This window comes from Phenylobacterium sp. (assembly GCF_041916435.1).
Lineage (GTDB): Bacteria > Pseudomonadota > Alphaproteobacteria > Caulobacterales > Caulobacteraceae > Phenylobacterium.
In genome coordinates this window covers 262,362-284,345 of the sequence record NZ_JAYRZM010000003.1, presented here as the reverse complement: position 1 = coordinate 284,345, position 21,984 = coordinate 262,362, and the positions used below count along the sequence as shown (strand labels likewise).

The window sequence follows — 21,984 nt, the reverse complement described above, 5'->3', positions numbered from 1 at the left end:
CTCGGAGCGCATTCTGGAGCCGTTCTAAGCCTATCCACTACCGCAGAGCAAAGCCCACGTCGGTCCGTGCCAATAGAAGTGTCCGAAAATGCCGGACAGCGTCAGCGCCACCTACGGCGCGCGCGCCAGGAAGCCCGGCGGGTCGCTGAGGAACTCGCCGAAGGCGGCCACGCAGCCCTGCCAGGCGCCGACGTGGATGCGCATGTCCTCGGCCGTGTCGCTGGCGAACAGCAGCGTCGAGTAGGAGATGTGCGCCTTGCCGGCCGGGTCCTGGAAGGCCCGGCAGTTGATCGAGGTCTGGTTGAAGCCGTTGATCTGCGGCAGGGTCGCGGTCTTGCTCCCCGCGGCGGTGGAGAAGGCCACGCCCTTGCAGCCCTTGCCGCCGGCGTCGCAGCCGGCGAACTGCAGGCCGAAGCTGTAGCCAGGCGTGGTGACGTTGACGAACACGCCTTCCGCGTCGTTCTTGGCCACCTCGGCCTTGGCGCCCATGCCGTTCAGCACGCCGATCAGGCCCGCCGGATCGCGGGCGTCGAAGGCGGTCTTCGCGGCCGCGGGCTTGGCCGCGGCGGGCTTGGCGGGCGGCTCGGCGGCCAGGGCGGGCGCGGCGCAGACGAGGGCGGCCAGCGCCACGGCGGCGCGGATGGGCAAGGTCGACATGGGCCCTGGCTAGCAGAGCGCGGCGCCCGGATCGAGCCCTCCGTGCGGCGAAGGCGTGACAGGCCTCTTCCGCCGCGCTCTAACCCCGACATGCGCCGCCTCGTCGTTCTCGCCGTCCTCGCCCTGGCCGCTCAGGCCTGGGCCAGTTCGGCCTGGTCTCAGGAGCGCACGCCGGCCCAGCGCCAGTCCCTGGCGGATCTGGCCTACGTGCTGGGCGAGAGCCACGCCCTGCGCCAGGCCTGCCACGGCGAGGGCGATCAGTTCTGGCGCGCGCGGATGATCCGCCTGCTCGAGGTGGAGACGCCCGACGAGAACCTCGACCGGCGCCTGCGCGAGGCGTTCAACACCGGCTTCAGCTCGGCCCGCGCGGCGCACCCGCAATGCGACGCCTCGGCCCGCGCCGACGCGGCCCGCGTGGCCGCCGAGGGCCAGGGCCTGGCCGCCCGCCTGTCCCAGGTCATGGCCCCGCCGAAACCGGACGCGGACTCGCCGGATTCGATAGAAGCCCCCCTCCCCCCACGCTAAAGTCGAGCTCCAATCGTGGAGGTCGTCATGGGTTTCGGCGTTTCCGTCGTCTTTCTGGTTCTGGCGGCGTTCGTCCTGTTCGGGGCGATCAAGATCGTGCCCCAGGGGCGCGAGTACACGGTCGAGCGGTTCGGCCGCTACACCCGCACGCTCAAGCCGGGAATCAGCTTCCTCACCCCCTTCGTCGAGGGGATCGGCCGCAAGGTGAACATGATGGAGCAGGTGCTCGACGTGCCGCGCCAGGAAGTGATCACCAAGGACAACGCCGTGGTCCAGGTGGACGGCATCGTCTTCATCCAGGTGATGGACGCGGCCGCCGCGGCCTATCGCGTGGACAACCTGAACTACGCCATCGCCCAGCTCGCCATGACCAACCTGCGCACGGTGGTCGGCTCCATGGACCTGGACGAGATGCTGTCGCAACGCGACCAGATCAACACGCGCCTGCTCAACGTGATCGACGCGGCCACGGGTCCGTGGGGCGTGAAGGTCGCGCGCATCGAGATCAAGGACCTGCAGCCGCCGCCGGACATCACCAACGCCATGGCCCGGCAGATGAAGGCCGAACGCGAGCGGCGCGCCGTGATCACCGAGGCCGACGGCGAAAAGCAGGCCGCCATCGCCCGGGCCGAGGGCGCCAAGCAGTCGGCGATCCTGCAGGCCGAGGGCCGGCGCGAGGCCGCCTTCCGCGACGCCGAGGCGCGCGAGCGCGCGGCCGAAGCCGAGGCCAAGGCCACCGCCTTCGTTTCCGAGGCGATCTCCAAGGGCGACGTGAGCGCGATCAACTACTTCGTCGCCCAGAAGTACGTGGAGGCCTTCGCCAAGCTGGCCGAGAGCCCGCAGCAGAAGACCGTCATCGTGCCGGCCGAGATGTCCGCCCTGGTGGGCTCGCTGGCCGGCGTCGGCGAGCTGGTGAAGACCGTGGGCGCCGAGGGGCCCGCCCGTCCGCCGCGCGGCGGCGGCGGCGCGGTTCCGCGCACGAGCGGGTGACCCGATGACCATGTTCCTGGACTTCTACGCCCAACACGCCTTCTGGGTCTGGATCGGGCTGGGCGCGGCCATACTGGCGGCGGAGGTGGCCCTGGGCTCGGGCTGGCTGCTGTGGCCGGCGGCCTCGGCCGCGGTGGTGGCCGTGCTCGTCGCGCTCACCCCGCTGTCGGGCGAGTTCGCCCTTCTGGTGTTCGCGGTGCTGACGATCGCCACGACGCTGCTTGCGCGGCGCTACTTTCCCCGCGCTGCGATCGCCGGGGCCGGGGACATCAACGACAACGTCGGCCGGCTGGTGGGCCAGCGCGGCGAGGCGGTGCAGACCTTCGAGCGGGGCCACGGGCGCATCGCCATCGACGGCAAGGAATGGCCCGCCGAGCTGACCGACGGCGAGGCGCTGGCGGCCGGCGCGGCGGTCGAGGTGGTGGGCGTTACGGCTGGCACGCGGCTGCAGGTACGTCCTTCGTCTCGCTGACCTCCTGCAGGAAGCCGCGCAGGGCGCGCAGGAAGGGCAGGGCGTCGCGGAACTCGGCCTCGGTGAAGGCCTCGCGCAGGGCCAGGGTCTTCCAGCGGATCGTGCGCAGCACCCAGTTGTAGCTCTCCAGGCCCTTGCTGGTCAGGCGCACGCGCTTCTTGCGCTTGTCGTCCACGTCGCCCAGCACGCAGACGCGGCCGTGGGCGGCCATCTTCTGAAGGACGTTGGTGATCGCCGCCTTGCTCATCAGCACGGACTGGGCGAGCTCGGCCGGGGTCTGGCCGTCGCCGTGCCGCACCAGGTGGCTCAGCACCTCGTAGTGGGCGTAGGTCATGCCCTCGGGCAGATGGCGGCTCACCGCCATGCGCGCATGATGCTCGATGACGCCGATCTCGGCGAAGACCTCAACGTCCGGACGGTCCTGAAGGGTGGCCGACATATGCGCGCCTCCTAATTCGTTCGAGGTCGAACAGATATCGTTGTTCGATCTGGAACCTTCAAGGCGGGCGCGGATGAAACTTTCGACAGGTCTTCGCCCGCCGCATCAGCCGCGGCCGTTGGCTTCCTTCAGGCCCCTGCGGGCCAAGGCGTCGGCGCGCTCGTTCAGCTCGTGCCCGGCGTGGCCCTTGACCCAGCGCCACTGCACATCGTGACGCTGGCGGGCCTCGTCAAGGCGCCGCCACAGATCCTCGTTCTTCACCGGCTTCTTGTCGGCGGTCTTCCAGCCCCTGGCCTTCCAGCCGCGGATCCATTCGGTGACGCCCTTCATCACGTACTGGCTGTCGGTGTGCAGCTCCACCTGGCAGGGCTTGTTCAGCGCCTCCAGGGCCTGGATGGCGGCCATCATCTCCATGCGGTTGTTGGTGGTCGCCGCCTCGCCGCCGGTGAGCTCCTTCTCCCGATCGCCGTAGATCAGCAGCGCGCCCCAGCCGCCGGGGCCAGGATTTCCCGAGCAGGCGCCGTCGGTGTAGATCACCACCTTGGGCGTCACGCGCCGGCTCCGAACAGCACCAGGTCCGGCGCGGCGCGGTGCACCGCCAGCTTGCGCTCGTATTCCAGCGGGTCCTTGGGCTTCACCAGGGCGCCGGGCGGCGTGGAGCCCCAGTCGGCCAGCCGGGTCAGGAAGAAGCGCATCGCCGCGCCGTGGGCCAGGATCGGCAGGGCGGCGCGCTCGGCGGCGGACAGCGGCCGGCGGGCCTCATAGCCGGCCAGCAGCGCGCGGGCGGCGGTGATGTTGAAGCTGCCGTCGGCCTCGAAGCACCAGGCGTTCAGCGCGATGGCGATGTCGTAGGCGTAGGCGTCGACGCAGGCGAAGTAGAAGTCGATGGTCCCGGCGAACTCGGCGCCGTGGAAGAAGACGTTGTCCGGGAAGTAGTCGGCGTGGACGACCCCGGTGGGCAGGCCGCTCGGCCAGTCGCGCGCCAGCATCTCCAGGTCGCCGTCGATCACCGCGGCCAGCCCCGGCTTCAGGGCCTCGGCGTCGGCCTTCAGCCGGTCGAACATCGGCGCCCAGGCGGCCTGGTTCAGGTCGTTGGCGCGGGTTCCGGAAAAACCCTCCGAGGCTTGGTGCAGCCAAGCCAGGCCCCGGCCGGCCTCGCGGCAGTGGGCGACGCTGGGCCGGCGCACCGACAGCCCCTGCAGGAAGGCGACGATCACCGCGGGCTTGCCGCGCAGGCTCTTCAGCATCCGGCCCTGCCGGTCGCGGATCGGCGCGGCGCTGGGATAGCCGTGGTCGGCCAGCCAGCGCATCAGGTCCAGGAAGAACGGCAGCTCCTCGCCGCGCACGCGCTTTTCGAAGACCGTCAGGATGAAGCGGCCGGTGTCCGTCTCCAGCAGGAAGTTGGAGTTCTCCACGCCCTCGGCGATGCCCTTGAACGAGAGCGCCTCGCCCAGCTCGTAGTCGGCGAGCAGCGCCTCCAGCTCCTCGTCGGTGATGTCGGTGTAGACGGCCATGATGTCCGGGGCATGGAGAAGGCCGCCCTCCCGGTCAAGACGCTGCGGCCCGCCCATGCTAAATTGACCGCGTTAGGAGGAGCCCATGATCGTCCTGAAGCTTGAACAGGTCGGTGATCGGCTGGGCGTGATTCTCGACGAAGACGCGAGGGCCGAGCTCCACGCCAAGGCCGGCGACGCCGTCCATCTCAGTCGAACGCGGTCCGGCGAGCTCGCCGCCGAGATCATCGAGACCGGCCAGGACGACGGCCGCCACGAACGCGGCCGCGCGTTCCTCAGGCGATATCGGAAGAGCATCGACAGCCTGTCGGGGTGAGGGCGCGCGCGAGGCGCCTGTCATTCCCCGCGCGAGACGCTATGAGGGGGCGATGAACGCTGCGCCTCCTCCCTCCGACGACGACGACGACGCCAAGACCCGCCGCCAGAAGCTCTATGGGCGGTTGATGCTCATCGGTCTTGGCCTGCTGGTGCTGGCCTATGTGATCCCGCTGTTCCTGAACGGGCGTCACTAGACCCTTCGGGCGTCATCCTCCGGCCGGGCGGGCGAAGACGGCGGCTGGGCGGCGTTCAATCCGCGCCGGCCAGCGCCCGCGGCAGCTTGAAGCTCACCGCCTCGCGCGCGGCGTCGATCTCCTCGACCTCCACCTCGAAGGCCTCGGCTAGGCGCTCGATCAGGCCCTGCACCAGCACTTCGGGCGCCGAGGCGCCGGCGGTGACGCCCACGGTGCGCGCGCCGTCCAGCCAGGCGAGGTCCAGCGCCGAGGCGTCGTCGATCAGGTAGGAGCGGGCCACGCCCGCGCGCCGGCCCACCTCGGCCAGGCGCACCGAGTTCGACGAGTTGGCCGAACCCAGCACCAGCAGCACGTCGGAGCGCTCGGCGGCGATCTTCACGGCGTCCTGGCGGTTGGTGGTGGCGTAGCAGATGTCTTCCTTGTGCGGGGCCGCGATCGCCGGGAAGCGTTCGCGCAGCACGGCCACGATCTCGGCGGTGTCGTCCACCGACAGGGTGGTCTGGGTGACGAAGGCGACGTTGGCCGGATCGACCGGCGTGAAGGCGCGCGCATCGTCCGCCGTCTCGATCAGCACGACCGCGCCTTCGGGAAGCTGGCCCATGGTGCCCACCACCTCCGGGTGGCCGGCGTGGCCGATCAGCACGATCTCGCGGCCGGCGTCGTGGTGGCGCTGGGCCTCGACGTGGACCTTGGAGACCAGCGGGCAGGTGGCGTCCAGGTAGAGCATCTTGCGGGCCCGCGCCTCGGCCGGCACCGACTTGGGCACCCCGTGCGCCGAGAACACCACCGGCCGGTCCGCCGGACAGTCGTCCAGCTCCTCGACGAAGACCGCGCCCATGGCCCTCAGCCGCTCCACCACGTGGCGGTTGTGGACGATCTCGTGGCGCACATAGACCGGCGCGCCGTACTTCTCGATGGCCCGCTCGACGATCTGGATGGCCCGGTCCACGCCCGCGCAGAAGCCGCGCGGACTGGCCAGCAGCACCTTCAGGGCAGGGCGGGCATGGGCGGATTGCATCATCGGCGGAACCTAAGCTCAGAGCCCCGTGCGCGCCAGCCGCGTTGCGGCCTCAATCGAGAGCCTTTACTAGGAGCCGACCGCGCGGATCGCGTCCGCGCCTCTTCTCTCGGACGATTCATGCGCCGCATCCTGCTTATCGCCGCCGCCGCCCTGATCGCGGTCACCGCCATGCCGAGTCCGAAGGCGTACGCCCAGTTGGGCGGCGGACGCGGCGGCGACGCCGACCGCCAGGACCAGGACGCGGCCAAGAAGAAAAAGCGCGACGAGGAGTGGGGCGACAACCAGGCGCCGCTGCCGGCCCTGCGCAACGCCGGCCCGTGCCCGTTCGTCAAGACGCTCTACGACGCGGCCCGCTACATCGAGTTCAAGGACGACAAGGTCGGCTCCGCCGACACCGGCTTCACCGGCGAGATCCAGAACATCTCGGCCGGCTGCGCCTACAAGGACGCCGAGCCGATCAAGGTGCGCATGGAGATCCTGTTCGAACTGGGCCGCGGCCCGCAGGCCCAGGGCTCGTCGAAGACCTATCGCTATTGGGTGGCCGTGACCCAGCGCAACAAGATGGTCATCGCCAAGAAGTACTTCGACCTGCCGGTGACCTTCCCGGCCGGCCAGGACCGGGTCTACGCCACCGACACGATCGAGGAGATCGTCATCCCGCGGGCGACCCTCACCACCTCGGGCTCCAACTTCGAGATTCTGGTCGGCTTCGACGTGACGCCGGAGATGGCCGCCTTCAACCGCGACGGCAAGCGCTTCCGACTGAACGCGGGGCAGGCCGCGGAGTCCGCGTCGAATCCATGAGCGACCTGAAGACAAGCCTTGGCGAGACGGTCCAGGCCGCCTTCGCCGAGGCGGGCCTGCCGGCTGAACTCGGCCGCGTGACCCCGTCCGACCGGCCCGACCTGGCCGACTTCCAGTGCAACGGCGCCCTCGCCGCGGCCAAGATCGCCAAGCGCAATCCGCGCGAGGTGGCCGGCGAGGTCGTCGAGCGGCTGAAGGGCGATTCCCGCCTCGCGGCCGTGGAGATCGCCGGTCCCGGCTTCATCAACCTGAAGCTGGCCGACGCGGCGCTGTCCGAGCGCGCCGGCGAGATCGCCGCCGATCCGCGCGTGGGCGCGGCGAGCATCGAGCAGCCGCGGCGCATCCTGGTGGACTACGGCGGGCCCAACGTGGCCAAGCCGATGCACGTGGGCCACCTGCGCGCCTCGATCATCGGCGAGTCCGTCAAGCGGCTCTATCGGTTCCGCGGCGACGAGGTGGTCGGCGACGCCCACTTCGGCGACTGGGGCTACCAGATGGGCCTCTTGATCGGGGCGGTGATGGACGAGCATCCGGCGATCGCCGAGCGGCTCGAAGCCCTCAACGCGGCCGGCGTGGAGCCTTCGCCCGAAGAGGCGGCCGCCGCCGACGCCCTGTTCGACGCGGTGAGCCTGGAGGACCTGGACCGGCTTTATCCGGCGGCCTCGGCCCAGGGCAAGGTCGACGAGGCCTATCGCAACCGGGCCCGGCGGCTGACCGCGGCCCTGCAGGACCGCACGCCCGGCTATTTCCTGCTCTGGAAGCATTTCGCCCGCGTCACCCGCGTGGCCCTGGAGCGCGACTTCCACGCGCTGGGCGTCGACTTCGACCTGTGGAAGGGCGAGAGCGACGTGGAGGACCTGATCGATCCCATGGTGGCCGAGCTGGACGCCAAGGGCCTGCTTGTCGACGACCAGGGCGCGCGGATCATCCGGGTGAACCGCCAGGGCGACAAGCGCGAGCTGCCGCCGCTCCTGGTGGTGTCCTCCGAGGGCTCGGCCATGTACGGCACCACCGACCTGGCCACGATCCTGGACCGCAAGCAGGGTTTCAACCCAGACCACGTGCTCTATGTGGTCGACCAGCGCCAGGCCGATCACTTCGACATCGTCTTCCGCGCCGCCTACATGGCCGGCTACGCCGAGGAGGGCTCGCTGGAGCACATCGGCTTCGGCACGATGAACGGCAAGGACGGCAAGCCCTTCAAGACCCGCGAGGGCGGGGTGCTGAAGCTCGGCGACCTGATCGAGATGACGCGGTCCAAGGCCCGCGAGCGGCTGCACGAGGCGGGCCTGGGCGAGGACCTGGACCCCGCCGCCTTCGAGGAGACCGCCCACAAGGTGGCCGTGGCCGCGCTGAAGTTCGCCGACCTGCAGAACTTCCGCGGCACCTCTTATGTCTTCGACCTCGATCGCTTCTCCAGCTTCGAGGGCAAGACCGGCCCCTACCTGCTCTACCAGGCGGTCCGGGTGAAGTCGCTGCTGCGCAAGGCCGCCGACGAGGGCGTCGAGGCCGGCCCCGTCGTCGTGGCCGAGCCGGCCGAGCGCGACCTTGTCCTATTGTTGGACGCCTTCGACCAGGCGCTGGTCGACGCCTACGACAAAAAAGCCCCTAATTTCATTGCTGAACACGCTTACAAGCTGGCGCAGGCCTTCTCGAAATTCTACGCGGCCTGCCCGATCCTGATGGCTGAACCGGCCGTTCGCGCCTCGCGTCTGACGCTCGCGCAAACCACGCTACGCCAACTGGAACAGGCCCTGGAGCTATTAGGCGTCGCCACGCCGGAGCGGATGTAGGCGCCTGCGGCCAAGCTTCCTGAACGGGGGCTAACGCCGGCCTCAGCACGCGTTCAGGCGCAGCTTGGCAAATCCTTTGCATGGCCGTGGCGTTCACGGCGATGAAAGGAAGAACCGTGATGTCAGCTCCGTTGCGCGTCGTCGCGCCCCAGCCCGTCATCGAAGCGTCGCTGCCCGCCATCGCGGCGTCCAGCGTCGGCGAACGGGTCCGCCAACTCCAGGTCGAGGCCCAGCGCCTCGCCCGTCAACATGTGGAGGCCCTGCAGGCCGCCCTCGTGGCCACCCAGCGGTTGGCCGATGAAATCGCCACCGGCGGCGAAGCCTATCCCGCCGGCGTGCGCGACATCGCCCGCCGCCTGGCCGAGGACAACGCCGCCCGCGCCACCACGCTGGAAACGCTCATGGTCCGCCTCCAGGCGCCGCAGGGCTGAGGCGCGCGCCTCAGCCGTCCACCAGCACCGTCTTGGTGTTGACGAACTCGTGGATGCCGAAGGCCGAGCACTCGCGGCCGTAGCCTGAGTGCTTGATCCCGCCGAACGGCAGCCGCGGGTCCGACCTCACCGGGGCGTTGACGAAGCTCATCCCCGCGTCCAGCTCGTCGGCGGCGATGCGCTCGCCACGGGCCAGGTCGCCGGTCAGCACCCCCGAGCCCAGGCCGAAGGCCGAGTCGTTGGCGATGCGGATCGCCTCGGCCTCGTCCCGGGCCGCGATCACCGCCGCCACCGGACCGAACACCTCCTCGTCGTGCACCGGCATGCCCGGCGCGGCGTCGGCGATCACCGTGGCCGGATACCAGGCGCCGGGTTTGTCGGGCGCTTCGCCGCCGGCCAGCAGCCGCCCGCCCTTGGCCAGGCTTTCGCGCACCTGCCGGTCGATTTCGTCGCGGGCCGCAACGCTCTGCAGCGGGCCCAGCCGCGCGGCCTCGCTGCGCGGATCGCCCATGGCGAAGCCGTCCATCTGCCGGGCCAGGGCGGCCTCGAACGCCGCGCGCACGGCGTCGACGACGATGAACCGCTTGCCGGCGATGCAGCTCTGCCCGCCATTGACCATCCGCGCCGTCGCCGCGACCTTGGCCGCGTGCTCGACGTCGGCGTCCTCCAGCACGACGTAGGCGTCCGAACCGCCCAGCTCCAGCACGCACTTCTTCAGCGCCCCGCCGGCCTGCATGGCCACCTGGCGGCCGGCCTCGACGCTGCCGGTCAGGCTGACGGCGGCGATCGCGTCGTCCTCGATCAGGGCGCGCACGTCGCGGCTGGGGATCAGCAGGGTGCGGAAGACGTCCTGCGGGAAGCCGGCCTGCCTGAACACATCCTCGATGGCCAGGGCGCAGCCCGGCACGTTGCTGGCGTGCTTCAGCACCGCCGTGTTACCGGCCATCAGGGTCGGCGCGGCGAAGCGGAACACCTGCCAGAAGGGGAAGTTCCAGGGCATCACCGCCAGCACCGTCCCCAGCGGCCGGAAGACGATCCTGGCCTTGGGCCCGCCCATGTCCACGCCCTGCGGCGACAGGAAGGTCTCGGCGTTGTCGGCGAAGTAGTCGCAGTTGGCCGCGCACTTCTCGATCTCGGCGCGGCCCTCGGTCAGCACCTTGCCCATCTCGGCGGTCATCAGCGACGCGAACTCGTTGCGGCGCGCCCGCAGCACGCCGGCCGCCTGGCGCATCAGGGCCGCGCGCTCGGAAAAGCTCGTGCGCCGCCAGGTCTCGAACGCGGCGCGGGCGTCGGCGGCGCGCGCCAGCGCCTCGGCGCGGGTGTGGCCGGCGTAGCGTTCGCCGGGCTCGCCGCTCGCCGGGTCGATCGCCTGGAAGACCGGCCGTTCGTTCTGGTCCGAGGTTTTCTTGTCCATGCCGCTCGTCTCCGTGCGCCAATGCTGAACGCATCGGACGCCATGCAGATGCGAGCGGGGCGGCGCCCCGTCAATGGGAGACCGATTGCTCATTCGTGCGAGGCCGCCGTAGCCCGCTAGGGCGGTGCTTGCGCCCCGCCAGCAAAAAAAGGCCCCTCCCCGGGAGGGGAGGGGCCAGCCTGCGCGGCGTTCTGGGGGTCAAGCCGCGCGGGCGGAGGGGGAGGAAACTTGAGCGGCCGTCCCGATGCGGAAGTGGTCCATCATCGAGCTCAGGCGGGCCGACTCATGGGTGAGCGAGGCGCTCGCGGCCGAGCCTTCTTCGGCCATGGCGGCGTTGTGCTGGGTGGCGACGTCCATGTGGTGCACGGCGCTGCTCACCTGGCTCAGGGTGGCGGCCTGCTGTTCGGCCGAATGGGCGATGTCGTCGATCAGCCGGTCGATGGTGGAGATCTCCTCGGCGATGCTCTCGATGGCGCCGCCGGTCTCGCGCACCAGGCGCACGCCGTCCTTCACGTGGCCGCCGCTCACGGTGATCAGCTCGCGGATCTCGCGCGCGGCGTCGGCCGAGCGCTGGGCGAGCGCGCGCACCTCGCTGGCCACCACGGCGAAGCCGCGGCCGGTCTCTCCCGCGCGGGCGGCCTCCACGCCCGCGTTCAGCGCGAGCAGGTTGGTCTGGAAGGCGATCTCGTCGATCACCCCGATGATCGTGGCGATCTGCGTCGAGGAGGACTCGATCTTGGCCATGGCCCCGACGGCGTCGAGCATGATCTGGCTCGACCGCTTGGAGGAGCCCGCGGCAGCGCCGACGGCCTGGCGCGCGGAGGTCACGCCCTCGGCCGTCTGGCTGACGGAGCGGGCGGTTTCGTCCAGGGCGGCGGCCGTCTCCTCCAGGCTGGCGGCGTCCTTCTCCGTGCGGCGGGAAAGCTCGGTGGACGCGCGGCTCAGTTCCCCGGCGCTGCCGTTCAGCACGTCGGTCATCTCGCGGATGTCGACCACCACGCCGCCCAGCGCGGCGACCGCGTTGTTGAAGTCGTCCGCAAGCTGGCGGTAGGCGTCCGGCAGGTCGGCCGTCAGGCGGAACGTCAGGTCGCCCGCAGCCAGCCGGCCCATGGCCTGGCCGATGCTGCCGACCACCAGTGCGCGTTCGGCCTGGGCGGCGGCGGTCTCGGCCGCCTTGCGCGCCGCCTCGGCCTCGGCCTCGGTGGCCGCCAGCGCCGCGTCGGCCTCGCGCTTGGCCAGGATCGCGTCGCGGAACCCGGCGACGGCGGCGGTCATCGCGCCGATCTCGTCCGGCCGGCCCGCGCCGCTCAGCGCCAGGTCGGTGTCGCCTGCGGCCAGGCGCGTGATGTCGCCGGTCAGCGCCCCCAGCGGCCCCAGGATGGAGCGGCTGGCGATCAGTCCGCCCGCCACGGTGAACAGCAGCGCCGCGACGACGCCCGCCATGGTCAGGGCCAGCGACCGCTGCTCCTGCGCCGCGGCGGCCCCGGCGCGCTGGCGCACCTCCTCCACCAGGCGCCGTTCGATGGCGTGGAGCGCGTCGATCCGCGCGGTGGTCGCCGCGAACCAGTCGGGTCCGGACATGGGCGCGGGCTGGCCGACGCTCTGCGTCAGGGTCTTGCGCAACTTGTCCACGTGCTGGTTGGCGGGCGAGGCCAGAAAGTCGCTCCAGAGCTGCGCCTCGGCCGCGTCGGCCTTCGCGTTCATGTCGCGGAACGCGCTGGCCTGGCCGCCCTGGAGCTCGGCGACCCGCTGCAGGCTTTCGGGCGTGACGCCGCCGCTGGCCAGGGCCGCGGCGCCGGCGGCGCGTTCGAGGCCCGCCAGCTCCTTGCCGGTCACCACCCCGGCGTAGAGGCCGAAGATTCGGCCCAACTCCAGGTCGCTTTCGCCGGCCCGCGCGGCGATGGCGTCCAGGGCCGCCAGTCCGGCGTCGACGATGTTCGTATAGCCGGCCACGGCGGCCTTCTGCGTCAGGGCGCCCTTGCTCACCTGCGCGCGCAGGCTGTCCAGGCTCCGCAGCGCCTGATCGAGGCCCGCTTCCTGCGCGGCGTCCGCGCGTCGTTCCAGCCGCCGCAGCGCCGCCATGGCGTCGTCGGCCTTGGCCCGTTGCGCGGCCAGGCCGTCGGCCGGCCGGCCCGCCGCCAGCGACATGGCCGAAAGTCCGCGCTCGATCTGCAACTCATGGATGAGGTTTCCGGTCGCCGTGGCGACCTGCGTTTCGCCGATGAGTTCGCGGCTCGACTTCAGCTTCGCCCAACTACTTGCGGCGACGATCGTCGAAAACAGCAACAAGACCGCAATCGGAACAACAAGTATGCCGTATATACGCGCACGTATGCTCATTACCTGCCGCTCCGTGGTCTTCGGTCGCCTTATTTGCCGGGCAAGCTGGCAGGCGAGCGCAAGGGGCTCGGGGGAACGCGGGAAAAGCTTAAGCATAACAGGCGGATGGAAGTGGCCATCACGCGATGTGAACTTTGCGGCGGGCTGCGTTTCTTGAATGTTAATCGCAGGTGCGACAAGCCGACCGCCTCGGCCGCTCTCGCCGCGACCGATGGTCACAACTGCGGGTAATCATCCGGGCCGGCGCCGGGAGGGGCCTAGTCGTCGTCCTTCTCGATGCGGCCGTCCAGCATGTGGATGCGCCGGTCCGCGGCGGCGGCGACGTTGGCGTCGTGGGTGACGCAGATCACCGCGCGGCCCTCGTCGTGGGCCAGGCGCTGGAACTCCTCGACCACCACGCGGGTGTTGCCGCTGTCCAGGTTCCCGGTCGGCTCGTCGCCCAGGATGATCGCCGGGTCGTTGGCCAGGGCCCGGGCGATCGCCACCCGCTGGCGCTGGCCGCCGGACATCTGCTCGGGCCGCCGGCCGGCCTCGTCGTCCAGGCCGAGCTTGGCCAGGAGCGCCAGGGCCCGGGCCTCGGCCTCCGCGCCGGACAGCCGGCCGAGCCGGCGGATCGGCAGGGCCACGTTGGCCAGGGCGGTGAGTTCGGGCAGCAGGAAGTGGAACTGGAAGACGAAGCCGATGCGCTGCAGCCGCACGGCCGTCCGCTGGGCGTCGCTGAGGGCCTCGGTGGCCCGCCCGTCCACCCGCAGCGAGCCCGAGCTTGGCCGGTCCAACAGGCCCAGCAGGTAGAGCAGCGAGGACTTGCCGCAGCCGGACGGGCCCATGATCGCCACGAACTCGCCGGGCCGCACGGCGAAAGAGATGTCGCGCACCAGCGTCACCGGCCGCGGCCCGGGCAGCACGCGGGTCACGTGGTCGACCTCCAGCACCGGCGCGCTCACGCCGCCCCCCGCAGGATGTCCACCGGGTCGACGCTGGCGGCCTTGCGCGCGGGCAGCCAGGCGGCCACCAGGGCCGAGGCCAGGGAGGCGGCGCCGGCGATGGCGTATTGCAGCGGGCCGCGATCCAGCGGCAGCTCCAGCGGCTGGCCGTTGATCGACAGCGGCACGCGCGACAGGGCTTCCAGCAGCAGCGTGCCCAGGGCGAATCCGGCCAGGGCGCCGATCACGCCCACCACCAGCCCCTCCACCAGGAAGATCTGCTGCACGTCCTGGCCGGTGAAGCCCATCGCCCGCAGGATGGCGATGTCGCGCCGCTTGTCGGCCACGCTGGTGGACACCGCCGTGTAGATGCCGAAGCTGGCGACCAGCAGGATCGCCGAGATCACCGCGTACATGATGACGTTGCGCACCACGAGCAGGTTCAGGATGTCGCGCGAACGCTCCTGCCAGGACTCCCATTTGTAGCCCCAGCGGCCCTCCAGCACCTTGGCTTCGACGTCCGCCTGCTCCGGATCGGCCACCTTGATGTGCAGCTGGTTGACGATGTTGGGCCGGGCGAACAGCACCTGGGCGGTGCGCAGCAGCCCATAGGCGGTGTTGTCCCCCGCATAGAATCCGGCGCGCGCGTCCGGCTCGATCAGGGCCACGACGCGCATCCGCTGCAGGACGCCGGCGGCGGAGGTCACCACCAGGGTGTCGCCCAGGTTCGCGCCGATCCGCTGGGCGAGGGGGCGGGTGATGATGATGCCGTCGGGCCGCACCAGCAGGTCGGCCAGGGTCCCGCCCTTCAGCGTCTCCTCCAGCTTGATCAGCTTGCCCTCGATGCGCGGGTCGATCCCGTTCAGCGAGATCGCCTCGGTGCGGCCGGCGAAGCGCACGGCCACGCCGCCGGTCAGCGAGGGGGCGGCGATGGCGCCGGGCAGGGCGCGTGCATCGTCCAGCATGGCCGACCAGTCCTTCAGGCCGCGCACCTCGTCCTTGGGCCTGACGCCGCGCACCTGCACCGCCGCGCCCTTGAAGGCCGTCACCGCCGGCTGCAGGCCGGGAGAGCGCTGTTCGTCGCGCACGATGATGTGCGGCGCGGAGTCCACCAGGGTGCGGATGAAGTCCTGCTGCGAGCCGCTCATCATTCCGGACACGGCCAGGAAGAAGCCGACGCCCACGGCCACGCCCATGGTGGCCACCAGGGTCTGGCGCGTGCGCACCACCAGATGGGCGAAGGCCACGCCCGCCAGGACGAGCCAGGCGCGGATCATCCGGCGGCCAGCCGCACCCGGCCGCCGTCCCTCAGCCCCTCGGGGGGTGAAAGCACCACGGTCTCGCCGGCCTTGAGGCCGCTCTTCACCTCGCTGGTCTCCGCGCCCTGCACGCCCAGCACCACTTCGCGGCGATGAACCTTGCGGCCGTCCAGCACCCAGACGGCCCCGTCCTTCAGCGCCTTGGAGGGCGTCAGCACCGCGCCCGCGCGCCGCTCCACCACCAGGTTGGCCTCGACGGTCATGCCGGGCTTCAGCGGCGAGCCGGGGTCCAGGATCAGGCGCGCGCGGAACGTGCGTCCCGTGGAATCGCCCTGCGGCGTCAGCTCCGCCACCTCGGCCGGGAAGGTCCGGTCGCCGAAGGCGTCGGCTCGCACAACCGCCTGCTGGCCCACGGCCAGGCGGCCGACGTCGCGCTCGTCGATGTCGGCGGTCACCCGCAGCGTCCGCGGATCGGCCACCACGAACAGCACCTTGCCGGCGCTGGCCAGATCGCCCGGCTCGGCGTCCCGGCGCAGCACGCGGCCGGCGAAAGGCGCCTTGACCCGGTAGTCGTCCAGCCTGGCCCTGGCGCTGGCGGCGGCCGCCTCGTTGGCTGCCTTGGTCTTCAGCGCGTCCTCATAGGCCGCCTTGGCCCCGAAGCCGGCCTCGTAGAGCCGCGTGGCGCGGTCGGCCGCGGCCCGCGCCAGGGCGGCTTGCGCCTCGAGCTGCAGGGTCGTGCCCAACTGCGGGCCGTCGTCGAGCTGAGCCAGGGTCTGGCCCCGGTGCACCGTCTCGCCTTCCTTCACCAGCACCTGGCGGATCGGCGCGGTGACGATCGGGGCGATGTCGGCCTCGTGCACATATTCCACCACGCCGGAGGCGTAGACCGCGTCCACCGCCTCGCCGGTCGCGGCCTTGGCCGTCTGCACCGCGGGCGGCCGCAGGAAGACCCAGCCGCCCGCGCCGGCGGCGATCAGCAGGGCGGCGACGACCAACGCCGAGATCCAGCGGCGCCGGCGCCTGTGCGGGGCCGGCGGCGGTGAAGGCGCGGCGCCGGGCGCGGCCTGGACAGGCCCGGGGGCGGGGCGGGCGACGCGCGGGCGGGTGCGGACGGTTTCCATCAGCATCTTGACCTCGTCCAAGGGTCGCTATCAGTATTAGACCGACGGTCGGTCTGCAAATGAAACTGATGCAATGATCCAGGCGAAATCCATGCGGCCAACACGGCGCCCGCCGCCATGACGCGTGTCAAAAAGCCGCCCGTCGAACGGCGGGCCGAACTGATGGACTGCGCCCAGGCGCTGTTCCTGTCGCGCGGCTACGAGGCGACGACGGTCAACGACATCCTCGCCCGGGCCGGCCTGTCGAAGGGCGCCTTCTATCATCACTTCGACTCCAAGGAGGCGCTGCTCGACGCCCTGACCGAACGCATGGCGGCGCGGATCGTGGCCGACGCCGAGGCGATCATCGGCGACGCCTCGCGCGACGCCCTGGAGCGGCTGAACGCCTTCCTGGCCCAGGGCCGGCAGTGGAAGGTGGAGCAGGCGCGCCTGCTGCGCGGCATGTACGAGGCGGTGCTGAAGTCCGAGAACGCGGCGCTCTATCAGCGGCTGGTGGCCGCCTCGACCCGCGTGGTCGCCCCGGCGCTGACCAGGCTGGTCGAGGAAGGCGTGCGCCAGGGCGTGTTCCGCCCGCCGGCGCCGGCCCTGGTCGCCGAGGTGCTGCTCAGCCTGGCCAATGCGCGCCAGGCGGTCTGGCTCCAGGCCATGGCGGACGCCGAGGCGGGGGAGCTGGACGCGGCGGCCGAGCGGCTGGAGGCGCGCATGGCGGACGAGGCCGCGGTGGTCGAACGGCTGCTTGGCGTGGCGCCCGGCGCCGTCGTCCTGGTCGAGCCTGGCTTCTGCCGCGCCATTTTGCGCGCCATGTGCTGAGCGGCCCTGGGGAGCGCTGTTTTGCGCGTTGACACGGTCGCGGCCATCGAGGACGTTCCGCCGGACTCTCGCGGGAGAGATCGGATCGCAAGATTCGGAGCCGAAGGCGCAACCGCCCCGGAAACGCTCAGGCAAAAGGACCGCGACGGGCTGATGAACGCTGGAAAGTAGCCGTCCTTCGGGATGGGCTCGCCGAAGGAGCAGGGGGTCCCGCGTTGGGACTCTAAATCTCTCAGGCTCAGGGACAGCGGGGGCAGGGCGTTCAACGGACATTCCGTCCGGTCGCGCGCTGTCGTCAGCCGGAGTTCCTGTTTGTCAGAAGAAGATCTCAAGTTCACCCCGCTCCGCGACGCTCACGTCGCCGCGGGCGCCCGCATGGTGCCGTTCGCCGGCTATTCCATGCCGGTTCAGTACAAGGACGGCGTGCTCAAGGAGCACCTCTGGACGCGTGAGAGCGCTGGCCTGTTCGACGTCTCCCACATGGGCCAGGCGCGCCTGCGCGGGGTCTCGCCGCTGTCGGCCTTCGAGGAGGTCACCCCCAGCGACTTCATCGGCCTGAAGCCCGGCAAGCAGCGCTATTCGGTGCTGCTCAACCGCGACGGCGGGATCATCGACGACCTGATGGCCGCCCGGCCCGACGACGACGGCCTGTTCGTGGTGGTCAACGGCGCCTGCAAGGACAACGACTTCAAGGTCATCGACGCCGAGCTCGCCGGCCAGGTGACGATCGAGCGGCTGGAGGACCGCGCGCTGCTGGCGCTGCAGGGGCCCAAGGCCGCCGAGGCGCTGGCCGAACACGCCCCGGCCGCGGCCGCCATGGCCTTCATGGACTCCGCCGCCATGACCGCCTTCGGCGTCGACGTCCTGATCTCCCGCTCTGGCTACACCGGCGAGGACGGCTACGAGATCTCCATCCCGGCCGCGGCCGCCGAACGGGTCTGGGCCACGCTGCTCGCCGACGAGCGGGTGCGCCCGATCGGCCTGGGCGCCCGCGACTCCTTGCGGCTGGAGGCGGGTCTTCCGCTCTACGGCCACGACGTGGACGAAACCGTCAGCCCGATCGAGGCGGACCTGGCCTTCGCCGTGTCGAAGAAGCGCCGCGAGGCCCGCGACTTCCCCGGCGCGGCGCGCATCGCCCGCGAACTGGAATCCGGCCCCACGCGCAAGCGGGTCGGGCTGAAGGTGCTGCAGGGCGCGCCGGCCCGCGAGGGCGCCGAAATCGCCGACGAGACGGGCGCGGTGGTCGGCCGCGTGACCTCCGGCGGCTTCTCTCCGAGCCTCGGTTGCCCGATCGCCATGGGCTTCGTGCCTCCGGCCTTGGCGGCGGTCGGCACATCGCTCAAGGTCATCGTGCGCGGCAAGGCCCAGCCTTGCGAAGTCACGTCCATGCCTTTCGTCGCGCACCGCTACGTGCGCAAAGTCAAAGCCTGAGGAACCCGCAGATGCGTTTCACCAAGGATCATGAATGGGTCGTCCTCGAGGGCGACGTGGCGACGGTCGGCATCACCGCCTACGCCGCCGAACAACTGGGCGACGTGGTGTTCGTCGAGACCCCTGACGCGGGCAAGACCGTCAAGGCCGGCGACAACATGGCCGTGGTCGAGAGCGTCAAGGCCGCTTCCGACGTCTATGCGCCGGTGTCGGGCGAAGTGATCGAAGGCAATCCGGTGCTCTCGGACAATCCCGAGCGCGTCAACGACCTGCCCGAGTCCGAAGGCTGGTTCGCCAAGCTGAAGATCTCCGATCCGTCCGAATACGAAGGCCTGATGGACAGGCCCGCGTACGAAGCCTTCCTGCAGTCGCTCTAATACGGCCGGTCCCGGCGCGGGCCGGGGCCAGGACCGACCTGGGTTCCAAGTCATGCGCTACCTGCCGCTCACTCCCGAAGACCGCGCCGAGATGCTCGGCGTCATCGGCGTCTCGTCCGTCGACGAGCTTTTCTCAGACGTGCCCGAGGCCGCGCGCCGCGCGGGCCTCGTCGACCTGCCGCCGCACGCCGGCGAGCTGGAGGTGGAGCGCGAGCTCTCCGAACTGGCCGCCCGCAATCGCGCGGCCGGCGCCGGGCCCTTCTTCTGCGGGGCCGGCGCCTATCGCCACCACGTGCCGGCCACGGTGGACCACATCATCCAGCGTTCCGAGTTCCTGACCAGCTACACGCCCTACCAGCCGGAAATCGCTCAGGGCACCTTGCAGTCGCTGTTCGAGTTCCAGACCCAGGTGGCGGCCCTGACCGGCCTGGAGGTGGCCAACGCCTCCATGTACGACGGCTCCACCGCCTGCGCCGAGGCGGTGATGATGGCCCAGCGGGTCACGCGCCGTAAGCGCGCCGTGCTCTGCGGCGGCCTGCATCCGCACTATGCGACGACCACGCAGACCCTGGCCCACGCCGAGGGCATGGACATCGTGCGCCAGCCCGCCGCCGTCCATCCGGAGGACGCGGTGATCGGGGCCATCGACGCCGAGACCGCCTGCGTAGTGGTGCAGACGCCCAACGTCTTCGGCGTGGCCCACGACGTCTCCAAGATCGCCGAGGCCGCCCACGCCGCCGGGGCGCTCCTGGTGGTGGTCACCACCGAGGCGCTGGCCTACGGCCTTCTGAAGTCGCCGGGCGAGATGGGCGCCGACATCGCCGTGGCCGAGGGCCAGTCCATCGGCAACGGCCTGAACTTCGGCGGTCCCTACGTCGGCCTCTTCGCCTGCCGTGAGAAGTTCGTGCGCATGATGCCGGGCCGCCTGGCCGGCGAGACGGTCGACGCCGAGGGCCGGCGTGGCTTCGTGCTGACCCTGTCGACCCGCGAGCAGCACATCCGCCGCGAGAAGGCCACCTCGAACATCTGCACCAACTCGGGCCTGTGCGCCCTGGCCTTCACCATCCACCTGACCCTGCTGGGCGAGAAGGGGCTTCGCCAGCTCGCCGCGGTGAACCACGCCACGGCCCGCGACCTGCGCGACGCCCTGGCCGCCGTGCCCGGCGTGGAGATCCTCACCGACCGCTTCTTCAACGAGTTCGCCGTGCGCCTGCCGCGCCCGGCCGCCGGGCTGGTCGAGGAGCTGCTGGAGGACGGGATCGTCGCCGGCGTGCCGTTCTCGCGCCTGAATCCCTCGGCCGGCATGGACGAGGTCCTGCTGGTCGCCGCCACCGAAACCACCACCCCCAAGGACATCGCCGCCTTCTCTGCGGCCCTTCAGCGGAGGCTCGCCCAATGACCATGCTGAATGTCGGCCGTCCCACCCAGCCCGAGGCCGCCGTGGAGGTGACGCCCCGCTCGCTCACCGGCGGGCGCGGCCTGCTGCAGGACGAGGCCCTGATCTTCGAGCGCGACGGCTGGACCAAGACTGGCGTCGACCTGCCCGAGCCCACCCGCGACGCTTCCGACCTCGGCGGCCTGCTGCGCGACGAGCCCATCGGCCTGCCGGGCCTGTCCGAGCCGGAGACCGTGCGCCACTACGTGCGCCTGTCGCAGAAGAACCACGCCATCGACCTGGCGCTCTATCCGCTGGGCTCGTGCACCATGAAGCACAACCCGCGGCTCAACGAGAAGGCCGCGCGTCTGGCCGGCTTCGCCGACCTGCACCCGCTGCAGCCGGTCTCCACCACCCAGGGCGCCCTGGCGCTGATCGACCGGCTGGCCCACTGGCTGAAGACGCTCACCGCCATGCCGGCGGTGGCCATGTCGCCCAAGGCCGGCGCGCACGGCGAGCTGTGCGGCCTGCTCACCATCCGCGCCGCGCACGAGGCCAAGGGCGATTCCGCCCGCCGGCGCGTGCTGGTGCCGACCTCGGCGCACGGCACCAATCCGGCCACGGCCGCCTTCGTCGGCTATTCGGTGGCCGAGATCGCCCAGACCGGCGACGGCCGCGTGGACCTGGCCGACCTGGCCGCCAAGCTGGGGCCCGACGTGGCGGCCATCATGGTCACCAACCCCAACACCTGCGGCCTGTTCGAGCGCGACATTATCGAGATCGCGCGCCTGGCCCATGAGGCGGGGGCCTACTTCTACTGCGACGGCGCCAACTTCAACGCCATCGTCGGCCGGGTTCGTCCCGGCGACCTGGGCGTCGACGCCATGCACATCAACCTGCACAAGACCTTCTCCACGCCGCACGGCGGCGGCGGTCCGGGCGCCGGGCCGGTGGTGCTGTCGGAGGCGCTCGCGCCCTTCGCGCCGGCGCCGTGGATCACCCATGGGCCCGAGGGCTTCGACCTGGTCGAACAGGCCGAAGGTCCGGCGGCCCAGGCCTTCGGCCGCATGAGCGCCTTCCACGGCCAGATGGGCATGTTCGTGCGGGCCTACGCCTACATGCTCAGCCACGGCGCCGACGGCCTGCGCCAGGTGGCCGAGGACGCCGTGCTCAACGCCAACTACGTCAAGGCGCGCCTCGCCGACGTCATGACCCCGGCCTTCCCGGACGGGCCGTGCATGCACGAGGCCCTGTTCGACGACGAGTGGCTGGCCGGCACCGGCGTCTCCACCCTCGACTTCGCCAAGGCGATGATCGACGAGGGCTTCCATCCCATGACCATGTACTTCCCGCTGGTGGTGCACGGGGCGATGCTGATCGAGCCCACCGAGACGGAGTCCAAGCAGGAGCTCGACCGGTTCTGCGACGCGCTGCGGGCGCTGGCCGAGGCGGCCAAGGCCGGCGACGTGGAGCGCTTCAAGGGCGCGCCGTTCCTGGCGCCCATGCGCCGGCTGGACGAGACCCTGGCCGCGCGCAAGCCGCGCCTGACCTGGAAGGCCGAGGACTAGGACGCGCGTCGGCGCGTCCGGGGCGGGGCGGAACGTCCCGGGAACATCCTTGACGCGCCGTTCACGCTGAACACCCGGTTAAGGCGATCTTCGCCTGATCGCCCGTCAGTGTGGCGCCGGCGCCGCGGCCGGCCCGAATAGCGCGTGTGGATAAGATTTAACCCGGTCCCCGTCTTTACGACTCCGCGGCGGATTTACATATCTGGCC

The 21,984-nt window shown here is 71.0% G+C and carries 23 protein-coding genes and 1 riboswitch; of the genes, 13 read left to right on the top strand and 10 right to left on the bottom strand.

From position 1 onward, the window contains the following. Positions 1-111: 111 nt before the first annotated feature. Positions 112-657, bottom strand: coding sequence for a hypothetical protein (locus ACE3TA_RS09795; protein WP_374573047.1), 546 nt, complete (start codon positions 655-657; stop codon positions 112-114). 90 nt (positions 658-747) lie between these two features. Between ACE3TA_RS09795 and ACE3TA_RS09790 the strand changes: the two genes are divergently transcribed. The 3 genes from ACE3TA_RS09790 to ACE3TA_RS09780 are packed head-to-tail and all read left to right on the top strand — an operon-like array spanning position 748 to position 2,644. Then, positions 748-1,182, top strand: coding sequence for a TIGR02301 family protein (locus ACE3TA_RS09790; protein ID WP_374573044.1), 435 nt, complete (start codon positions 748-750; stop codon positions 1,180-1,182). Between the two features lie 27 nt (positions 1,183-1,209). Beyond that, positions 1,210-2,172: an SPFH domain-containing protein gene (locus tag ACE3TA_RS09785; RefSeq protein WP_374573042.1), complete on the top strand. Its 963-nt coding sequence runs from the start codon at positions 1,210-1,212 to the stop codon at positions 2,170-2,172. Between the two features lie 4 nt (positions 2,173-2,176). Next, complete coding sequence (locus tag ACE3TA_RS09780) at positions 2,177-2,644, top strand: NfeD family protein (RefSeq protein WP_374573041.1); 468 nt, start codon at positions 2,177-2,179, stop codon at positions 2,642-2,644. Here ACE3TA_RS09780 and ACE3TA_RS09775 read toward each other — a convergent pair. The 3 genes from ACE3TA_RS09775 to thrB form a co-directional block, all read right to left on the bottom strand. Further along, positions 2,601-3,083: a MarR family winged helix-turn-helix transcriptional regulator gene (locus tag ACE3TA_RS09775; protein ID WP_374573039.1), complete on the bottom strand. Its 483-nt coding sequence runs from the start codon at positions 3,081-3,083 to the stop codon at positions 2,601-2,603. The two genes, ACE3TA_RS09780 and ACE3TA_RS09775, sit on opposite strands and share 44 nt — an antisense overlap. A 105-nt stretch (positions 3,084-3,188) precedes the next feature. Then, positions 3,189-3,635: a ribonuclease HI gene (gene rnhA / locus ACE3TA_RS09770; protein WP_374573037.1), complete on the bottom strand. Its 447-nt coding sequence runs from the start codon at positions 3,633-3,635 to the stop codon at positions 3,189-3,191. Further along, entirely contained in the window at positions 3,632-4,597 is a 966-nt protein-coding gene (gene thrB / locus ACE3TA_RS09765) for a homoserine kinase (protein ID WP_374573035.1), read from the bottom strand. Before thrB ends, rnhA begins: the two co-directional genes overlap by 4 nt. Before the next feature lie 85 nt (positions 4,598-4,682). Here thrB and ACE3TA_RS09760 point away from each other — a divergent pair, with 85 nt between their 5' ends. Together ACE3TA_RS09760 and ACE3TA_RS09755 are read left to right on the top strand one after the other, a co-directional pair. After that, the gene (locus ACE3TA_RS09760) at positions 4,683-4,913 is read left to right on the top strand and encodes a hypothetical protein (RefSeq protein WP_374573033.1); all 231 of its coding nucleotides are present in this window, start codon (positions 4,683-4,685) and stop codon (positions 4,911-4,913) included. A gap of 52 nt (positions 4,914-4,965) precedes the next feature. Then, positions 4,966-5,109, top strand: coding sequence for a hypothetical protein (locus ACE3TA_RS09755; RefSeq protein ID WP_374573031.1), 144 nt, complete (start codon positions 4,966-4,968; stop codon positions 5,107-5,109). A gap of 55 nt (positions 5,110-5,164) precedes the next feature. On the opposite strand, the gene ispH is transcribed toward ACE3TA_RS09755, so the two are convergent. Further along, the gene (ispH, locus tag ACE3TA_RS09750; protein ID WP_374573029.1) at positions 5,165-6,130 is read right to left on the bottom strand and encodes a 4-hydroxy-3-methylbut-2-enyl diphosphate reductase; all 966 of its coding nucleotides are present in this window, start codon (positions 6,128-6,130) and stop codon (positions 5,165-5,167) included. 117 nt (positions 6,131-6,247) lie between these two features. On the opposite strand from ispH, the gene ACE3TA_RS09745 reads away from it, so the two are divergent. The 3 genes from ACE3TA_RS09745 to ACE3TA_RS09735 all read left to right on the top strand — a co-directional run bounded on the left by ACE3TA_RS09745 (position 6,248) and on the right by ACE3TA_RS09735 (position 9,158). After that, positions 6,248-6,934, top strand: coding sequence for a Tat pathway signal sequence domain protein (locus tag ACE3TA_RS09745; protein WP_374573027.1), 687 nt, complete (start codon positions 6,248-6,250; stop codon positions 6,932-6,934). After that, positions 6,931-8,727, top strand: coding sequence for an arginine--tRNA ligase (gene argS, locus ACE3TA_RS09740; RefSeq protein WP_374573025.1), 1,797 nt, complete (start codon positions 6,931-6,933; stop codon positions 8,725-8,727). Before ACE3TA_RS09745 ends, argS begins: the two co-directional genes overlap by 4 nt. Positions 8,728-8,846: 119 nt before the next feature. Then, entirely contained in the window at positions 8,847-9,158 is a 312-nt protein-coding gene (locus ACE3TA_RS09735; protein WP_374573022.1) for a hypothetical protein, read from the top strand. Positions 9,159-9,168: 10 nt separating this feature from the next. Here ACE3TA_RS09735 and ACE3TA_RS09730 read toward each other — a convergent pair whose 3' ends face one another. From ACE3TA_RS09730 to ACE3TA_RS09710, 5 genes are all read right to left on the bottom strand, one after another. Then, a complete protein-coding gene (locus ACE3TA_RS09730) occupies positions 9,169-10,572 on the bottom strand; it encodes an NAD-dependent succinate-semialdehyde dehydrogenase (protein WP_374573020.1) in 1,404 nt (467 codons plus the stop codon). Positions 10,573-10,770: 198 nt separating this feature from the next. Beyond that, positions 10,771-12,861 carry a methyl-accepting chemotaxis protein gene (locus tag ACE3TA_RS09725; RefSeq protein ID WP_374573018.1) on the bottom strand — a complete coding sequence of 697 codons (2,091 nt, stop codon included), beginning with the start codon at positions 12,859-12,861 and terminating at the stop codon, positions 10,771-10,773. 308 nt (positions 12,862-13,169) lie between these two features. Further along, on the bottom strand, positions 13,170-13,856 hold the full coding sequence (locus ACE3TA_RS09720; RefSeq protein WP_374573016.1) for an ABC transporter ATP-binding protein: 687 nt from the start codon (positions 13,854-13,856) through the stop codon (positions 13,170-13,172). Further along, positions 13,853-15,112, bottom strand: a complete 1,260-nt coding sequence (locus ACE3TA_RS09715) for an ABC transporter permease (RefSeq protein ID WP_374573014.1) — start codon at positions 15,110-15,112, stop codon at positions 13,853-13,855. Before ACE3TA_RS09715 ends, ACE3TA_RS09720 begins: the two co-directional genes overlap by 4 nt. Continuing rightward, positions 15,109-16,236, bottom strand: a complete 1,128-nt coding sequence (locus ACE3TA_RS09710; protein ID WP_374573012.1) for an efflux RND transporter periplasmic adaptor subunit — start codon at positions 16,234-16,236, stop codon at positions 15,109-15,111. The genes ACE3TA_RS09715 and ACE3TA_RS09710 overlap by 4 nt, the downstream gene beginning before the upstream one ends. 96 nt (positions 16,237-16,332) lie before the next feature. Here ACE3TA_RS09710 and ACE3TA_RS09705 point away from each other — a divergent pair, with 96 nt between their 5' ends. From ACE3TA_RS09705 to gcvPB, 5 genes are all read left to right on the top strand, one after another. Then, complete coding sequence (locus ACE3TA_RS09705; protein ID WP_374573010.1) at positions 16,333-17,025, top strand: TetR/AcrR family transcriptional regulator; 693 nt, start codon at positions 16,333-16,335, stop codon at positions 17,023-17,025. A gap of 61 nt (positions 17,026-17,086) precedes the next feature. Beyond that, positions 17,087-17,178: riboswitch (glycine riboswitch) on the top strand. 159 nt (positions 17,179-17,337) lie between these two features. Next, positions 17,338-18,456, top strand: coding sequence for a glycine cleavage system aminomethyltransferase GcvT (gene gcvT, locus ACE3TA_RS09700; protein ID WP_374573008.1), 1,119 nt, complete (start codon positions 17,338-17,340; stop codon positions 18,454-18,456). A gap of 11 nt (positions 18,457-18,467) precedes the next feature. Further along, positions 18,468-18,833, top strand: coding sequence for a glycine cleavage system protein GcvH (gene gcvH, locus ACE3TA_RS09695; RefSeq protein ID WP_374573006.1), 366 nt, complete (start codon positions 18,468-18,470; stop codon positions 18,831-18,833). A 52-nt stretch (positions 18,834-18,885) separates the two neighbouring features. Next, complete coding sequence (gcvPA, locus tag ACE3TA_RS09690) at positions 18,886-20,232, top strand: aminomethyl-transferring glycine dehydrogenase subunit GcvPA (protein ID WP_374573004.1); 1,347 nt, start codon at positions 18,886-18,888, stop codon at positions 20,230-20,232. Beyond that, on the top strand, positions 20,229-21,776 hold the full coding sequence (gcvPB, locus tag ACE3TA_RS09685) for an aminomethyl-transferring glycine dehydrogenase subunit GcvPB (RefSeq protein WP_374573002.1): 1,548 nt from the start codon (positions 20,229-20,231) through the stop codon (positions 21,774-21,776). Before gcvPA ends, gcvPB begins: the two co-directional genes overlap by 4 nt. Positions 21,777-21,984: the final 208 nt, after the last annotated feature.

Excerpts from the sequence above, each read along its gene's own strand:
- ACE3TA_RS09755 (WP_374573031.1), top strand. The coding sequence starts at position 4,966 with ATGAACGCTGCGCCTCCTCCCTCCGACGACGACGACGACGCCAAGACC.
- argS (WP_374573025.1), top strand. The coding sequence starts at position 6,931 with ATGAGCGACCTGAAGACAAGCCTTGGCGAGACGGTCCAGGCCGCCTTC.
- ACE3TA_RS09715 (WP_374573014.1), bottom strand. The coding sequence starts at position 15,112 with ATGATCCGCGCCTGGCTCGTCCTGGCGGGCGTGGCCTTCGCCCATCTG.
- ACE3TA_RS09785 (WP_374573042.1), top strand. The coding sequence starts at position 1,210 with ATGGGTTTCGGCGTTTCCGTCGTCTTTCTGGTTCTGGCGGCGTTCGTC.
- gcvPB (WP_374573002.1), top strand. The coding sequence starts at position 20,229 with ATGACCATGCTGAATGTCGGCCGTCCCACCCAGCCCGAGGCCGCCGTG.
- ACE3TA_RS09760 (WP_374573033.1), top strand. The coding sequence starts at position 4,683 with ATGATCGTCCTGAAGCTTGAACAGGTCGGTGATCGGCTGGGCGTGATT.
- thrB (WP_374573035.1), bottom strand. The coding sequence starts at position 4,597 with ATGGCCGTCTACACCGACATCACCGACGAGGAGCTGGAGGCGCTGCTC.
- gcvPA (WP_374573004.1), top strand. The coding sequence starts at position 18,886 with ATGCGCTACCTGCCGCTCACTCCCGAAGACCGCGCCGAGATGCTCGGC.
- ACE3TA_RS09790 (WP_374573044.1), top strand. The coding sequence starts at position 748 with ATGCGCCGCCTCGTCGTTCTCGCCGTCCTCGCCCTGGCCGCTCAGGCC.
- ispH (WP_374573029.1), bottom strand. The coding sequence starts at position 6,130 with ATGATGCAATCCGCCCATGCCCGCCCTGCCCTGAAGGTGCTGCTGGCC.
- ACE3TA_RS09780 (WP_374573041.1), top strand. The coding sequence starts at position 2,177 with ATGACCATGTTCCTGGACTTCTACGCCCAACACGCCTTCTGGGTCTGG.
- ACE3TA_RS09745 (WP_374573027.1), top strand. The coding sequence starts at position 6,248 with ATGCGCCGCATCCTGCTTATCGCCGCCGCCGCCCTGATCGCGGTCACC.
- ACE3TA_RS09735 (WP_374573022.1), top strand. The coding sequence starts at position 8,847 with ATGTCAGCTCCGTTGCGCGTCGTCGCGCCCCAGCCCGTCATCGAAGCG.
- ACE3TA_RS09705 (WP_374573010.1), top strand. The coding sequence starts at position 16,333 with ATGACGCGTGTCAAAAAGCCGCCCGTCGAACGGCGGGCCGAACTGATG.
- ACE3TA_RS09795 (WP_374573047.1), bottom strand. The coding sequence starts at position 657 with ATGTCGACCTTGCCCATCCGCGCCGCCGTGGCGCTGGCCGCCCTCGTC.
- gcvH (WP_374573006.1), top strand. The coding sequence starts at position 18,468 with ATGCGTTTCACCAAGGATCATGAATGGGTCGTCCTCGAGGGCGACGTG.
- ACE3TA_RS09730 (WP_374573020.1), bottom strand. The coding sequence starts at position 10,572 with ATGGACAAGAAAACCTCGGACCAGAACGAACGGCCGGTCTTCCAGGCG.
- ACE3TA_RS09775 (WP_374573039.1), bottom strand. The coding sequence starts at position 3,083 with ATGTCGGCCACCCTTCAGGACCGTCCGGACGTTGAGGTCTTCGCCGAG.